Genomic DNA, 16,593 nt, shown 5'->3' on the forward strand with positions numbered 1-16,593 from the left:
ATATCGACCTCCAATCGTTAGATTTTTGGTCTAACATTTGGGGGTCGGTACAATTGAAGGAAAAGCGTTGTTTTATTTGCGTTTGTTTCCATTACTATTTTATTTTCTGCAACTCTTTTTGACTTTTAAGACAAATAACGTTGTCTCACTGAAAGAATCCACAGATTTTACGATGCCAGCCAAACCGAACCAACAAACACTGCTGCCATAATCACGGCACTGCAAACCGTTGCCAAAAACGACATTACAATCTTCTTGGCAGCACCGTCTACTTCTACCGACTGCAAAAGGGCAAAGTTTAATGCCCACGAAAAACCTGTGCAGGCACAGGTAACAGTAACCATCGTGGTAAACTGTGAGAAATCACCATCGAGAAGAACAATTCCAAGGTCCATTACGCAAATAAAAGCAAGGACAAAGAACAACAAATTGATATTTTTATCTGTCCACTTCGAAAACAGCGCATTGACAAGGCACAAACCTCCGGCGGTCATCAAGGTAAACGGAATCTGAGAAAGCCCCTCTACCGGATGAGAAAACCAGTTCATGACAAAACCAACGAGGAGAAACGCCAAACCAATGATGCATTTTTTCCCATTGCCAAGCCAGTTGTTTACAAGTGTCCATAATTCTTTAAGTTGTTTCATTTCTTTTATCCTTCCTTTGTCTAATCATATTTTACACAAGCTGCACACACAATTCTATAAACCTGCGCAGTCTAACAGTTCTCTCACGTGCCTAACGCCAATAAGTTTAATTTTTTGGGTATCAAGATTGCCCGCTTTTTCAATAGAGACACGGTTACTCTCCGGCAGCACACACACCGTGTAGCCCGTTTTGATTGCCTCTGTTACACGACGCTCCGCCTGTGATACCGCACGCACCTCACCAACCAGTCCGACCTCACCAAACAAAAGCATGCCGCCTGGTAGACTCCGGTTATGATAACTCGACAAAAGTGCCGCCACAAGTGCAAGGTCTAACGCCGGTTCAACAACTCTCATGCCGCCGGCTACATTTACATAGGCATCGCAGTCTGCCATCCGCACCCCCATTCGCTTTTCCAGTACCGCCATCAACAGATTCACACGGTTATAATCTGTCCCTACCGCCGTACGCCTTGGCATCGGGAAGCTGGTCTGGCAGACGAGAGCCTGAACCTCCAGAAGAAATGGCCGGCTGCCTTCCATCGTACAGGCAACCACAGAACCGGCTTCATTTGGGAGACGTCCCTGCATCAGATATTCCGAAGGATTTGGCACCTCCACTAAGCCCTGATTCTGCATTTCAAAAACACCGACTTCGTTTGTCGAACCAAAACGGTTTTTGACACCCCGGAGCATCCGGTACATCGCCGTTTTATCACCCTCGAAATAAAGCACCGTATCCACCATATGCTCTAACATTCTCGGACCAGCCACATTTCCTTCTTTCGTCACATGACCGACAATAAAAATCGTAATATTTTGACTTTTTGCCAGCTGCAAAAGTATCGAAGTAATTTCGCGCACCTGGCTTACACTGCCGGGTGCCGCATCCACACTTTCCTCAAAAACGGTTTGAATCGAATCTACAATCAACACCTCCGGCTTCACCTCATCCACCGCCTGTAAAATGGTACCGATACATGTCTCTGAAAACAAATACAAATCATCCGTAAATTTGCCAATCCGCTCGGCACGTAGTTTAATCTGTCTTGCCGATTCCTCACCGGAGACATAAAGCACTTTCGTACCTTCAGCAGACACCAGACGGCACATCTGCAAAAGCAGAGTGGATTTTCCGATTCCCGGATCACCACCTACCAAAATCAAAGAGCCGGGTACGATACCACCGCCTAAAACCCGGTCCAATTCTTTCATACCGGTCGGTCGTCTGCACTCTTTCTGCGTCTCAATCTCATTCATTTTAGCAGGCTTTGCTGCCATCGGCACAGAGCGGCGTCCGCCACTTAAAGAAGTTCTTCCCCGCTTGCCATTAGCAGGTGCTTCCACCATCGTATTCCACTCATGGCATGCCGGGCACTGCCCAACCCACTTTGAGGACTCACAACCACATTCCTTACAAAAAAATACTGTCTTTTCTTTCGCCATAGTCACCTTTCCCACGATATAATGTGCAGAAGCACCGGCAAATTCTTGCCGGTGCCCAAAAATCACTTCATTTCCTTTTCCAGGGTATCCATACTTATCAGCACTTTACAATCTTAACACTGGATTTCGCGCCTTCGTTCAAAGATAAACTCGCATTAAGTTTACCTCCGACATTCGTCGGGATTCTTCCAGCCGACACACCATCAACAACCAATTTATACTCGGTCGATGGCTCCATCTCAAGCGTGAAACTGATATCGCTTGGTGCTTCCACTTCAAACTCAACCACATCCGGATTACCCTTAAACTTTGTTACAGTAGAACCCGGTACCGATTCATACACTAACGTACCATTCTTCTCCAATTTGGTAATTTCCTTAAAAGTCTTGATTTTGTAGGTTGCACCCTCGAATGCAAAATCCGATTTTTTCGTCTTCGTATCCAGCAAATAATTGCCAAAACTTAACGTCCCATCCGCATCTTTGCGAATCAATTCTTCTACTACGCCCATCTTGTGATTCCTCCTTCGTTCACTCGTTGACGCCTTTTCATTGCAGCATCTTTTTTATACTTCAAGTATACAATATTTCGACTTATTTTGCCATTACTTTTTTGTGATTTTTTCTTCACTTTTTCTCATCCGCAAAAGTCTTCTTTTTTACTACAATTTTCTTCTTCGTTCCTTCACAAGAAAGCGAAACATCCACCGTATCTCCGATAGAAATATCTCCCATAAGCACAGCCTCTGCCAAAACGTCCTCAAGTTCGGTCTGCAAAGCACGGCGGATTGGTCTTGCGCCGTAATCTTTATCAAAGCCTTTATCGGAAATAAAATCAACCACATCGTCTGCTATGCAAAGTTCCATATCCATCTGGTTTTTCACTCGTTTTGCAAACTGCTTTAACATAATCTTTGTAATATCTTTTATATTTTCCTTATTAAGGGCATGGAAAACAATCATTTCGTCCACACGGTTAATGAACTCCGGCTTGAAAATATGTTTCACTTCTTCCATCACGCCTTCCTTCATTTTCTGGTATTCCTCCTCGCTCGTCTTCGCCTGTCCAAAGCCAAGTGTTTTTGGAGAAATAATCCGGTTTGCGCCGGCATTTGATGTCATAATGATAATCGTATTTTTAAAATCCACCTTTTTGCCGTGGGCATCCGTGATATGACCATCTTCTAGCACCTGTAAAAGCATATTAAAGACATCCGGATGTGCCTTTTCAATTTCGTCAAACAAAAGAACTGAATACGGCTTTCTGCGAACCTTTTCACTGAGCTGTCCACCCTCTTCATAACCAACATATCCCGGAGGTGAACCAATCATTTTCGACACGCTCTGTTTCTCCATGTACTCCGACATGTCAACGCGAATCATATCTTTTTCCGAACCAAACACAGCTTCTGCCAAAGCCTTGCTAAGTTCTGTTTTTCCGACACCTGTAGGTCCTAAGAATAAAAATGAACCAATCGGACGTTTCGGGTCTTTTAAGCCCACGCGCCCCCTGCGAATTGCACGAGCCACAGCCTTAACAGCATCATTTTGTCCAACGACACGCTCATGCAAAATGGCATCCAGTTTTTTGAGTCTCTCTTTTTCCGCTTCCTCCATCTGCTCTACCGGAATGTGTGTCCACTTGGCAACCACCTGGGCAATGTGAGATGGCAGAATTTTATCTTTTTTCTGTCGCTGTTCCTGTTTTAATTCTTCTTCTTTTTCTATTTTCTTTTCTAACTTCTTTTCCGCAGCAAGCAACTCTCTCACGTGCTCCAAGTCACCGGCAATCAAGGCCTGCTCTTTCTGCTCATACAAATCTTCCCGCTCTTTTTCATATTCCTGTGTGCGGTCAGACTGTGCATAAACAGTCTGCAAATGGAATTTGGCAGATGCCTCATCAATCAAATCAATCGCCTTATCCGGCAGATAACGGTCATTCAGATAGCGCTCCGACAACTGGACTGCTGCCTCAATGGCTGCATCTGTAATTTCCACTTTGTGAAATTCCTCATAGCGGCTTCTAAGCCCCTTTAACATGCTAATCGTCTGAACAGCAGATGGTTCTTCAATGACAACCGGCTGGAAACGGCGTTCTAAGGCTGCATCCTTTTCAATATGCTTACGGTACTCTTCTCTCGTTGTCGCACCTATCACCTGAATCTCACCACGCGCCATCGCCGGTTTCAGAATATTTGATGCGTCAATTGCTCCTTCTGCGCCGCCGGCACCAATAACGGTATGCAGTTCGTCGATAAAAAGTAAAATATTTCCTGCCGCTTTCGTCTCGCGAAGGGCACGTTTAATCCGCTCCTCAAATTCGCCACGGTATTTCGAACCGGCAACCATGCCGGACAAATCCAATGTAAGAATTCTTTTTTGTTCCAATGTATCCGGCACCGCACCATCCACAATACGGGATGCCAGTCCTTCCACAATTGCCGTCTTACCAACACCCGGCTCACCAATCAAACACGGATTATTTTTCATGCGCCGGCTGAGAATTCCAATCACACTCTCAATCTCATCGTCACGATTTAATACCGGATCCAGTTTTCCGTCCTTTGCATACTGCGTCAAATCTCTGGCATACTGGTCTAATGTCGGAGTACCCGAATTTTTCTTGTTGCGGGAACGGCTGGCAATCAGTTCATTTTTTGCCTGTACCATATCACCGCCGGTCGTGAGAATAATGTCTGTATAAAGCTTCTGAATCGGCGCACCTGACGCCAGCAAAATCTTATACGCCACACATGACGTGTCTTTTAAAATTGCTAACAGCATATGCTCCGTTCCAGTCTCTTTTAACTGCATTTTCCCGGCTTCCTCTGCCGCCGCCAGTAAAAGTGCCTCCAGTTTCGGCGAAGTCTCACCCCGCAAAGGCTCCATTTCGACAACATCCGACATACCGCAGTATTCACGAACTTCTATGTCTAACCGCTCTTTATCCATGCCATTTTCTTTTAAAACTTTTGCTGCCACACCGGGTGCCGCACTAAGCCCAAACAAAAGGTGTTCGCTTCCAACAATCCTCTGTCCCATACGAATGGCAAATTTAGCAGCTTTATTCAACGCTTTTTCTGCTTCCGTAGTAAACTGTCTACTCATAATGATTCTCCATTTCGATATCCTTCATATTGGTTATAAATTTCGTCCACTAACTTGTGTACATCTTCACGCGATACATTTTTACAAATCGCCTGTGCTAAAATCAAATCCATTGTCTGCGCCAGTTCCATGCGTGCTTTAATTTCATCCACATCAACCGCCACAATTGCACCGTGACGCCTGTCAAGCTGCAGATATCCTTCTTGTCTGAGCATCGCATATGCCTTATTTACCGTGTGCATATTAATCCCAACCGTCTCTGCCATATCACGGACGGAGGGAAGATTTTCCCCTTCTCTTAACTCTGCCTTAACAATCGCATAAACAATCTGATTTCTAAGCTGGAGATACAATGCTTCATCACTGTTAAAATCAATGGATATATACATTTTTTATTTCCTCCTTTGTTCTATCCGCAGTATAACAGATAGCCTCTTAAAAATCAAGTTCCTTCCCTTTTTTATCCCGGCGCTTCATCGCCATCTTAAGCATGGCAATCAAAAGGCTCAATACCGTAACAATCAAAACAATAATCACTGCCATAAGGACTGTCGTGGAAATCGGAAATGAACCACTGTCATCTGCCGTTTCGCCCTTATTCACACGTTCTACCATCGTTCCGGTATATTTCTGAATCGTCTGCTCCGTACGGTCATACTGGTAAAGTACCGCATCCCCGCCTTTTGGCTTCAGATACAAAAGCAGATAATTGTTATCCAAATCATGTTCCATCGTAAAAGCCGGCAAAGTAACACCGGAAAGCACAACGGACGATTGAATATATCCTTCCGGCACCCGCTCTAAATCATCGGGATTTGCAACCTCAAATTCATAAGAATTTTTGATAATCTTTTTATCCCCTTTCTGCTCGACCACAAATCCAACGGACTGCGTTGTATCTGCCTCATCTTCCCGGCTCTCGGTCTCTTCCTTTGTTTCTTTCGTAACCATCACTTTATATTCTCTCACACTGCCATCTTCCGCCGTCACAACAAACGATACATCATTATTTCCCTCAGAAAGATTCTCGCCGCCACGCACCGAAACCCTCGCTTTCTCATCCTGAAGCGCATACGAATAATACAAAGAATCCGAATTCGCATCTACCATCGCCTCATAAGCCGTAACTTCCGGCGAAAACTCCGGCGTCATCGAAACAGCGTCAAGTTTCAGCGTTTTCAGACGATTTTCTTTGGATTTTACCGGCGGTGCCGTCACTACCGGAACATTTGTTGCCTTCGGTGTAGTTTGTACCTCAGTATTTCCCGTCTTTTTCTTCTTTTTCACAACCGAAACCGCCACCTGGTTACTCCACATGGAAAATTTTTCGCCGCTTGCATTTGTCACCGATATATCTCCGTCTGCCCGGATTATCGTGGTTCCTTTTTTCTTTGCCTTGAATTGCAGGGAAAAGGTCTTTTTCGGCACTTCGACCGTATTTCCCGTGGAGGCAATTTCCAGCATGCCATTTCCGCCGCTTACCTTTTTGCCACCGGAAAGAAAAGTTAAAATCGAATCATCATAGGAAAGACGGAATGAAACATCCGCAAAGGACTCGGTAGATGCCACCTGACATACTACCGTCACCTGACTTCCCTTGCTTACCGTCTCTGACAGTGCCGATAACTGCAGCGAACCGCTCGCCGCCTTTGCCGTAACCGGCAGGCAAAATGCCATCATAAGTATCAAAATAATTCCTGCTGTCATTCTTTTTTTCATCGTATCGTCCCTTCCCTTTCTTGTCCTTTTTATTTTGGCATTGGGCTGTTTGCCGCCGGCATATTTTCATAAACCGGAATTGAAAATACCAATGGAGATTTGTCCATCATACCGGCATATGCCTTTTTCGTCTTAATCGATTCTTCATACGCCGCTTCCACATTTGTCATGTACTGATGGGAATAGCGTTTATAACTTGTCACGTTAAATTTTTCAAGATAACACGTATTTTGCCCCTTGGCAATATAGCCGGAACTTATGTACTGCGCGCCGCCGACAATCGAACGGTATGGGTCGGTCCAAGGTCTTAAATAGGTACCCGCCTTTTTATCACTCGCCCACTTCAGTCCGTTTAACACCGGTGTACTGCTGCTAGTCGCACCAATATTATAAAAATTATAAATTCCCGGATAGGAAGATACCGTACCGGTAACTGCCGTACTCGTTGTTGTCGCACTTGTCACGACTTCCTGTTTGACACGGCTAGCCAGATGATAAGGACTTGCCTTGCTAATCTTCGCTGCCTCCATGAATGCAGTCACATAATACATCGTTTTCGCCGCACCGGTGTTGACATCCGTATAGGAAAACTTCTTGTTGTAAAATGGTGTGTTGGACAAAATTGTATTGACACCGGATTTTGTCTGGTACTGCGACTGATATTCCAGTAACTCAAACATGTAAATACTTCGATCATTTAAATAGTTTCTGGGATCCATAAAATATGCCACCGCAGCTTTCGATGCAGCAACCCATGAGCTTCCGTCAAATACCTTCCACTTGCCGGTAGATGCATCGTATGCATCTTTTTCGGTTGACTTCCATGCCTTTGCTCTCGCATTGGAAATCAGGTTCACACCCGTTTTCGATTCCTCCGTTACAGCCGTATTCCAGTCAAGACCGGTTTTATAGGCTTTAAACTGCCAATACGGATATGCCGAATGAAGTGCACGTAAACTCTGTTTATACGATTCCGGAAATCCTTCATTTTTCATTGCCTGCTCAAACTGCGCATCGCTCATGGCAACTACCGCAACTTTTTTCGTCACCGGTTTCTTTGCAAGTTTTACATATTTCGCATTGGAATATCCGGTATAAGTCTTTCCCTTGTAGTTAAAACGAAGTTTATACCATCTGGTACTCTTTACTGCCACATCACTTACAATCGTAACTGCCGCTTTTTTGGCAATGGATACTTTTTTCCCGCCTACCTTTTTATATGCTGAACCGGTTCCTTTCTTTTTACGGATATTCGCCGCCTTTTTCACATTGAAAATCTGTGCATATATACCTTTTCCCGCTGTCAGTTTCACATATTTATTCTGCAGATATGCCTTTCTTTTTTTCTTTTTATATGTAAAAGAAACATGGAACCATTTTTTCCCTTTCAGCGTCTTTTCACCAATTACTTTTATTTTCTTTCCCTTTGCAAGCGACATTTTTTTCCTGCCAACCTTATAAACACTCTTTCCATTTGCTTTGTAAAGCTTGGATTTTTTCAGCACCTTTGCACCCACTGAAACCGGCTGGTAAGATGTCTCATAGCGATAGGTAATCGTTGGTTCTGATGTAGATGCCGGTGTTACTGTCGGTGCAGGTACCGCAGTCGACGCCTGTTCAATCGCAATATAATTGGAACTGACAAAGCCTGTCAAAGTCGTGTTATCCTTTACAAAACTAACCTGATACCAACCTGACAATTTCTCCAAAATAGTCACTTTATCTTCTTTCGCCAACAAAACATTGGCATTGTTATACTGTAAAATATCATAGGAAGTACCTGCCCCCGTGCGTACATTCAATGACGATGCCGTCACAATTCCCGTCTGGTTTGCCGCCAGTGATTTACCGCTGTGAAAAAACACCAGTCCACATAAAATTGTCATTCCTAAAATGGTATAAAAGACTTTCCGGTTCATCGAATCTCTCCTTCTCATGCTTGTACAATTACATAAATGCGCTCGCTGGTTTCATTTGGCATCTGTTTCATGTCTTCATCCAGAAAAGAAACCAACGCAAGCCCATTTTTCTCAATCAGTCGTTTTAATGTGTCCATATCATAGGCACGCTGGTAATGCGCTTCCTCCGTGCGCTCATACAGTTCGGAATCTGCCTGTTTTCTAAAAATTGTGAGCATATATTCGTTAATATCCTGATCTTCATAAAAATAATTTTCCCAGATATAACTGACTTCCTCATCCTGCTCAACCCATGTCTGGTTGCCGATGATGTTTCGGTAACAGTATGCCGTCTTCAAATCGAAAATGAAATAACCGCCCGGTTTAACATACGTTTTCACCCGGCTAAAAAGTTTATTCAGTTCCTCCTCATGAAGCAGATAATTCACGGAATCGCACACACTGAGCATCGCATCTACCGGGCCGTCCAATTCCATTTCTTCCATGTTCTGATGCAGATACAAAATATCGGAACCGCTCTCTTCCTGCTTCTGCTTCGCAATCGCAAGCATATCCTCCGATTTATCCAGACCAATCATGTCATATCCGGCAGCCGCAAATTTCTCCGTCATTACGCCGGTACCGCATCCCAGTTCACAGATTCTTCCGCTCAAAACACCCTTCTCGTGCAAATACTGTAAAAGATTTTCAAACCATGCCTCATAGGGAATATGATTCATCATATGGTCATATACATTGGCAAATCCTTCATACATCATCTCAATATCCTCCTAACATTCAATTGTCTCACTCAGTGAGAAAGAATACAACAGGCATTTTACCACCTTTTTTCCTGTCATTTTTTCCAGTGCATCCCGGTATAACTCCATCTGTCTCCGATAACGCGATATAAGCACTTTTTCATCCCCTTGCTTAAGCGAATCGGTTTTGTAATCCATGAGCACAATTCCGTCATCGGTCTCATAATATCCATCAATGATTCCCTGAACCAAAACTGTCTCATCTTCCCCGCGTTCATCAAACAAATCACGTGCCGGATACCCCATAACAAACGGCTGCTCTCTGTAAAGACGCCCTTCCTTCTGTGCTTGTCGCATTTTTCTTCCTAACGTCGAGTCAAAAAAAGCTGACAGCCGTCTATAATTTAACACCTCGGTATCACTTTCGCAAAGTCTGCCGGTCTCAACTAACCGTTTTACTTCTTTACGAATCTGCGCCTCATCTTCCGTATTTACAAAATCAATTACCGCCATCACCTGATGCCAGATTGTTCCGTATAAAGCACCTCGGTTTGCCGATTTTTCTTTTGTCTCTGTCTGCATAAACGCAGGAACCGGCTTTTCTTCCTCCTTCTCCTCATGTGTGAGAATGGTAAAGTCTTCCATGTCCAGTTCTTCCATCGACTGAATTTTCAAATCGGATACCGACACTTTTACCGGCAGTGGTTCCGGCTCCGGCTCATCCGCCGCATCCATCCATTCATACATCTCCTGTAAAGGTTTATCATAGCAGATGGTTGTGTCAAAATTATAAAGAGCCTGCTCCTTTACCGTCTCTTGTACCATACCATGTTCCACCTGTAAAATCAAATCATCCGTCTCGACTTCTACCAGATGAAATAAATCCGTCCGGATATGTACCGCCGGCAAGACCATATTGAAAAAGGTCTTTATTTTCTGCCTGTTTTCCCCGGTTACCGCCGCTGAATCCGTATTCTTTGCACATCCCAATAAAATCAATTTTTCCTTTGCACGCGTCATCGCAACATAAAGTTTACGCATCGCTTCGCCAAGTTCATCCTGGGCGTTTACGTATTTGAGATAATGGGTATAAATCGTTTTCTTCTTTGTCCTTTTTTCATTATCCACAACCGGCATTACCATCGCAATATCCGGATGAATCGTAAGGATGCTTTTATCCGAAACATGGATTGCATGCCCCATGCCGCCGATTATGCAGATTGGAAATTCAAGTCCCTTACTTTTATGAATTGTCATAATCCGCACAACATTTTCTTCTTCTCCTGAGAGATTTACTTCGCCCATCTCCTCGGTCTGCTGTGAAATTTTTTCCAGATAACGAACAAACGAATACAATCCATGATAGGTCGTCCCATCAAATTCCCAGGCAATCGCCATCAAACTGTCCATATTCGCATTTCGCTGCACACCATTTGGCATCAGACGGACCGCCTCATAAATTCCTGTATGGTCATAAATATCCTGTACAATTTCTCCGACGGCCGCATAAGACGCCTTCCTCCTAAAATGTGAAAGTGCCTCTAGAAAGTGCTGCAATTTTTCATACAAAGCATCACTTTTGTCATAGGTTAAAATGGTATCATACAAATCGGCCGAACGATTTTCCATGCGGATAACGGCAAGTTCATCTTCGGTCAGAGAAAACATCGGTCCAAGCAAAACCGCCGCCAAAGGAATATCCTGATGCGGATTGTCAATCACCTGAAGCATGGAAACCATAAGACCGATTTCTCTCGTATCAAAAAATCCTCTCTTTTTCTCCATCACTGCCGGAATTTCATAATCCTTCAGTGCATCGAAATACGCCTGTCCCTGTGAATTTGTCTGGACTATGATGACAACATCCCCATACTCAGCCTTTCGATACCCTTCTTTGTCCTTCACATAAAGCGGAGTTTCCCCCGATACCATTTCCTGAATTTTCAGTGCTGCAAGCGTGCCCTCCGCCTCCACATTCTGCTTTCCCAAAATTGCATAGACGTCCACATTTTTCGCAATTTTTTTGTCTGTATTTTCAAAATCACTTCCTAAATGCAGTTTGGCTTCGTCGTCGTATTCCACGCCGCCGATATCGGTATGCATCATACGTGAAAATACTTCATTCGTACTCTCTAACACAATTTCTCTACTTCGGAAGTTCTTCTGTAAATCAATTCTGCGGTATAACGTTCCCTCTTTTTTATTGTAGGACAAAAGTTTTTCGGCAAACAATTCAGGACGTGCACCACGGAATCGGTAAATGCTCTGTTTGGCATCACCTACCATAAAAATATTCGGCATTTCACCGGCAAGCCCATCTCTCGAAACCGCATGAAGAATCGTATCCTGCACATAGTTACTATCCTGATACTCATCAATCATAATTTCAACAAATTCATTCGCCAGTTCCTTCGCTGCATCCGTTCGGACATATGCGCCGCTCTCCTCATCCTTTTGTAAAAGAATCGAAATCGTCAACTGCTCTAAGTCATTAAAGTCGAGAATCCCCCGCTCCCTTTTTTCTGCCACAAACAGTTCATGCAGCCTTCTGGTCAGGCGGAATAACGCCTTCATCTTCCGGCTCGTATTCTTTAAATCATTAAGATGTTCCTCTGCCTCTTTATCAAAATACTGTTCTTTCCATTCCACCATGCGTTTTTCAGCATCCTTGCAGCTTAAACGAACGGCTTCTTTATTTGCCTTTTCCTCTTCCGTCAGGCCTCTTGGTGCACGGATTGTAAGTTTTGGAAGTCTGCCAAAATAAGCACGATACTTTTCATATCCTGAGTTCTCCGGCAAATCCGACAAAAATGCCAGCATCTCATCCAGATAAGGCTCATAAAAAAGCGGCTGGTTTGGTCCATGGCAAATATCTTTCAGTGCCTTGTATTCCTTAAGTATTCCCTGAAGAAATGTTTTCGTGGAAGCCAGTAAATTTTTTATAAATCTTGAATTTTCCCATTCGTCCACCGTCTTGACATCATAAAATGCCTCCATCTCATCCAGAAATCGGAGCGGAAACGGCTGCCCCATCATTTGATTATAAATTCTTCCAACCAGATTTCCCAGTTCATCATCACGGCGGTTAAACTCACTCATCCCCGCCAGTTCCAGAAAATCTTCTTCACCCTTTCCATACTCCTCCTCTAACAATTCATCCAAAACATCCTGCATAAGAAGTCTTGTCTCTGCCTCGGTTCCCATGCGGAAAGCCGGGTCAAGACCAATCCGGTGAAAATACCGCTTTACGATTTCACTGCAAAAACTATGTACGGTAGAAATGTGTGCAAGCGAAAGACGCCCCTCCTGCCGCAGCAAATGTTCATTTGACGGGTCTTCTGCCAGTGCTTCTTCAATACGTTCGCGCAGGCGGTCTTTCATCTGGGCTGCCGCGAGTTTCGTAAATGTCACGACAACAAACTGATCCACATTTACCGGGTCTTTTTTGTCCGTAATCCGCTTAAAAATGCGCTCCACTAACACGGCTGTCTTACCGGAACCGGCGGCCGCCGAAACCAAAATATTGCAGCCTCTCATATCAATAATCTGTTGCTGGTCTTTTGTCCAATTAATCGTCCCCATACAATGCCTCCCATACTTCGTCATCACTCATTTTTTTCATTTCACGCACACCATCTTTTTTCGACTCATGCCCGCACACACTTCCATACGGGCAATAGGTGCATCCATCGTTATCTTCATACACATATGGTATAGCTTCGATTTTACCGTCTAGAATAGCTTTTCCACATTCTTTCATTTTTTCCTTTGTGTGAGCAATCAATGTTTCAAAGTCCTTTGTGGAAAGTGTTCCGGAATTTTTTTTCAAAAGTCCTTTTTTGTCAACAGCCACCGGAACCACACCGGATTTTTGTCCGGGTATGAGCTCACCGCCATTTACTACCGACTTGTCAAGATGCCCGATAATTTCCGGCTCCTCATTCACATACCCTTTGCACTTCATGCTGTCGAGAACACGTTTTTCGTATTCTTCTTCGCTCTCCGGCTTCCAATCCAAATTTTTCTCTTTAATGGCATAGTAAAGCATCGCCGCAGGAACCGCCTCTTTGCCCTTATGCTCCTTTTCAACCATTTCTTTTGCCGCCTCCAGATAGGTCAAAAGCTGCATCTGCAATCCATAGTATACCTTTGCTAACAACAAATCCTGTGAGTCACTACTCTTATAGTCAATAATCTTAATCAATTCCTCTCCCGGAAGAGAACATAAATCCACGCGGTCAATCACACCATTGAGACAGATTTTTGCATCTTCATCAAACGGAATACACATCGATTCCCACTCTTTGTCATTGCCCCGGAATCCTTTTTCCGTGTAGGTCTGCACAAAGTCGCCCTCCTGCATCTGGTGCCACATCGCCCAGACTGAATGAACCACCTCATTTTTCAACCGCTTTAACATAAAGGACACTCGGTTCGATTGAAAATATTTTCTGCCCTGGTAGCGCTCTGCCACGGCATCGACACACTCAGCCGCCAGTAAAACCGCCTCTTCTTCGCTTAAATCCTGCCAGTTTTTGTTCCTTTGTTCCAGTTCATGTGACAAATGTTCCATCGCCTGATGGAATAAATTTCCATGATCAAGACTGCTGATTTCGTACTGCTGCCGTTCGTTCAGTAAAAGTCCATAGTGCGCAAAGAACGCAAACGGACACTGCACATACTGCTCAAATCTTGTCACGCTTCCATACAAAACATCGCCAAACAACCGCTTTGCCGCTTCTTTTTTGAGCGAATTATTTCCTGCGCGTTTTTCTCGAATCCGCAGCAAATCTTTTAAAATACCGGGCGTTTTCTTTTCATAATGGGATGCAATTTCCCACCAGATAACATCCTTTGCATAAGTGCCGTCCGCCAGATGTGAAATCAAATAACTCTTTCCCTGGTCACTTCCCATGATTTTTTCATAAGAAGTATCCATTTCCTCTTTTTCCACAACAAGCTTTGGAAATACCTGTTTGACGCGGTTAATCAGATAGGAAGGTCTTTTACTCTCTCCCTTTGACGTCATAACCGAATAGGTAAGAATCACTTGCTCAGACGCTTTCGTAAGTGCTAAATACAAATAAAACTGCTCGTTATACGATTCTTTTTCCGCATCCGGTGCTAATGTTACGCCCTCTTTTTCCATGCGCTCCCTCTCACGCTCAGTCAAAAGTCCCGGTGCCCCTTTCGCCTTCGGAATACAGTTATCATTGACACCAAGGAAGAAAAGAACCTTAATATTTTTCAAACGGCTTCTTGTCACATCGCCAATCATAACCTGCTTAGCCGTTGGCGGAATAAACCCGACAATTCCTTCTGAAATTCCGGCCTCTAACATTTGTGTATACTCTTTAAATGTGACAATTTCATCTCCGAGAAGTTCCACAAACTCATCCCACAGATGAATCATCAAACGGTAAATGCTCTTATATTCTCTCGCTAAAATAAGCTTTCCATCATTTTCAAAATTCTCGCTCATGGCAAGAAGGCGCTCATAAATTCCGTTCTTCTCAACGAATCTATAGAAAATTTCCGTAAATTCACGAACACTCTTTTTACCGCCTTTTAATGCCTGCAGCGGCTCCGCAATAGAATTCACAAAAATTCTCCGGTATTCATTGACTTCCAGTAAATCCAGTCCGGAAACAGCATACTCCCATTCACTCTGATAGGCTGCCATCCCCCGGCATCCTCTGGCTATCACATAGTTTTCCAGGCAGTCTGTCTGCTCTCTTGTAAGCGGTGACAGGGCACAGCGTAAAAAACGGAACGTGCTCTCATAATCAAGTCTCTGCTGCGCCATATGAATAAAGGCTAAGAGGTATTCAGCCATCGCATTTGCCCCGATGCTTTTCGTGCTATCCAAAAAGTATCGGATTCCAAGTTTTTCAAACTCCTGCACTAAAAGCGGCTCATAAGCCGCTTCATCTGCCGTCACAACCGCAATGTCTTCCGGCTCATACCCCTCTTCTTTCATCAGCCAGTAAATGCGTCTCGCCACATAGGAAACCTCATCACGCTCCCTGTGGCACATCGTAATGTGAATGGACTCCGGCACTTTTTCCCACGGTTTAAGTCCATGGGTAAATAACCGCTCTTCCATAAAGGCAAGTTCCTCATTTTTCGCTACCCGGTAAGGAATTTTTTCCCTGCCAGCCCCTGTAATAACCGGCTCCTCTACAAGGACACCTCGTTCTCCTGCCATCTGCGTCAGACGGCGTATCGTATCAGCACTCATGGAAAACACACGGTCTCTGTATCCGGTGCGGTCTGTTGTTACCGTTATGTACATATCCTCACATACCCCTAACATTTCGCGCAAAAGTTCATACTGTGTCGGTGTAAAGCCGGTAAAACCATCTAAACAGACCACACAGTGTTTCATCATCTCAAGTGAGGAAACTACCCGTGTAAGCTGTGGCACCAGTTCCTCTGCCATCATATACGTATCGCCCATCCGTTCTGTAAACGCCTGATACACCAGACGGATATCATGCAGTTTCAAGCCAAGCAGTGAGTCCTCTCCGACTTTCTCCATAAGTTCTTCCAAAGCTTCTTCCGACACATCATACTGCGCCAATTCACATAAAAGGGATTTACATTCATCCAAAAATCCCGCTGCATTTAACCCACGTTTAAAATACAGCATTTCTTTTTTCTTTTTGGAAAATACCTGATACAAAATCATGATTTTTCCCATATCTTCCAAAACCGTTCGACGCAGCGCCGGAACCTCTTCAAAGGCACGGTATGCCAAACGGTGGAAACTGAGCACATCAATATTTAAAATCCCCTTATTTCCATTGAGGGAAACTAATGTTTTCTGGGTTTCTAATGTAAATTGATCCGGTACTAAGACAAGATAATTGATACTCGGATTTTCTGACGCATCTTTTTGAATTTTTTTGAACAGCCAGGTGCTTTTTCCACTGCCGCTCCCGCCTAAAATAAAGTGCAATGACAAACAAACTCCTCCTCTCAAAAATAGAATGCATAGCGGCAGCATGCCGCT

The 16,593-nt window shown here is 44.0% G+C and carries 10 protein-coding genes; all 10 read right to left on the reverse strand.

Annotation, left to right across the window (positions count from 1 at the left end):
• Positions 1–167 precede the first annotated feature (167 nt).
• The 10 genes from DW005_RS07435 to DW005_RS07480 all read right to left on the reverse strand — a co-directional run bounded on the left by DW005_RS07435 (position 168) and on the right by DW005_RS07480 (position 16,545).
• Positions 168–647 carry a hypothetical protein gene (locus DW005_RS07435; RefSeq protein WP_022377581.1) on the reverse strand — a complete coding sequence of 160 codons (480 nt, stop codon included), beginning with the start codon at positions 645–647 and terminating at the stop codon, positions 168–170.
• A gap of 54 nt (positions 648–701) precedes the next feature.
• The gene (gene radA / locus DW005_RS07440) at positions 702–2,093 is read right to left on the reverse strand and encodes a DNA repair protein RadA (protein WP_117478829.1); all 1,392 of its coding nucleotides are present in this window, start codon (positions 2,091–2,093) and stop codon (positions 702–704) included.
• A 97-nt stretch (positions 2,094–2,190) separates the two neighbouring features.
• Positions 2,191–2,604: a hypothetical protein gene (locus tag DW005_RS07445; RefSeq protein ID WP_022377579.1), complete on the reverse strand. Its 414-nt coding sequence runs from the start codon at positions 2,602–2,604 to the stop codon at positions 2,191–2,193.
• Between the two features lie 115 nt (positions 2,605–2,719).
• A complete protein-coding gene (locus DW005_RS07450) occupies positions 2,720–5,200 on the reverse strand; it encodes an ATP-dependent Clp protease ATP-binding subunit (RefSeq protein WP_117478768.1) in 2,481 nt (826 codons plus the stop codon).
• Entirely contained in the window at positions 5,197–5,589 is a 393-nt protein-coding gene (locus DW005_RS07455) for a GntR family transcriptional regulator (RefSeq protein WP_022377577.1), read from the reverse strand. Before DW005_RS07455 ends, DW005_RS07450 begins: the two co-directional genes overlap by 4 nt.
• A 46-nt stretch (positions 5,590–5,635) precedes the next feature.
• Entirely contained in the window at positions 5,636–6,919 is a 1,284-nt protein-coding gene (locus DW005_RS07460; RefSeq protein WP_117478769.1) for a cadherin-like beta sandwich domain-containing protein, read from the reverse strand.
• 29 nt (positions 6,920–6,948) lie between these two features.
• Entirely contained in the window at positions 6,949–8,838 is a 1,890-nt protein-coding gene (locus DW005_RS07465; protein ID WP_181974974.1) for an SH3 domain-containing protein, read from the reverse strand.
• A gap of 14 nt (positions 8,839–8,852) precedes the next feature.
• Positions 8,853–9,596: a class I SAM-dependent methyltransferase gene (locus tag DW005_RS07470; protein ID WP_117478771.1), complete on the reverse strand. Its 744-nt coding sequence runs from the start codon at positions 9,594–9,596 to the stop codon at positions 8,853–8,855.
• A gap of 12 nt (positions 9,597–9,608) precedes the next feature.
• A complete protein-coding gene (gene addA / locus DW005_RS07475; protein WP_181974975.1) occupies positions 9,609–13,160 on the reverse strand; it encodes a helicase-exonuclease AddAB subunit AddA in 3,552 nt (1,183 codons plus the stop codon).
• Positions 13,147–16,545: a PD-(D/E)XK nuclease family protein gene (locus DW005_RS07480; protein ID WP_181974976.1), complete on the reverse strand. Its 3,399-nt coding sequence runs from the start codon at positions 16,543–16,545 to the stop codon at positions 13,147–13,149. The genes addA and DW005_RS07480 overlap by 14 nt, the downstream gene beginning before the upstream one ends.
• Between the last annotated feature and the right edge of the window lie 48 nt (positions 16,546–16,593).

The sequence above is a fragment of the Clostridium sp. AF36-4 genome (assembly GCF_003435975.1).
In the GTDB taxonomy this organism is placed as follows: Bacteria; Bacillota; Clostridia; order Lachnospirales; family Lachnospiraceae; genus Eubacterium_F.

Coding starts and splice junctions, on each gene's coding strand:
- DW005_RS07435 (WP_022377581.1), bottom strand. CDS start 647: ATGAAACAACTTAAAGAATTATGGACACTTGTAAACAACTGGCTTGGC.
- radA (WP_117478829.1), bottom strand. CDS start 2,093: ATGGCGAAAGAAAAGACAGTATTTTTTTGTAAGGAATGTGGTTGTGAG.
- DW005_RS07445 (WP_022377579.1), bottom strand. CDS start 2,604: ATGGGCGTAGTAGAAGAATTGATTCGCAAAGATGCGGATGGGACGTTA.
- DW005_RS07450 (WP_117478768.1), bottom strand. CDS start 5,200: ATGAGTAGACAGTTTACTACGGAAGCAGAAAAAGCGTTGAATAAAGCT.
- DW005_RS07455 (WP_022377577.1), bottom strand. CDS start 5,589: ATGTATATATCCATTGATTTTAACAGTGATGAAGCATTGTATCTCCAG.
- DW005_RS07460 (WP_117478769.1), bottom strand. CDS start 6,919: ATGAAAAAAAGAATGACAGCAGGAATTATTTTGATACTTATGATGGCA.
- DW005_RS07465 (WP_181974974.1), bottom strand. CDS start 8,838: ATGAACCGGAAAGTCTTTTATACCATTTTAGGAATGACAATTTTATGT.
- DW005_RS07470 (WP_117478771.1), bottom strand. CDS start 9,596: ATGATGTATGAAGGATTTGCCAATGTATATGACCATATGATGAATCAT.
- addA (WP_181974975.1), bottom strand. CDS start 13,160: ATGGGGACGATTAATTGGACAAAAGACCAGCAACAGATTATTGATATG.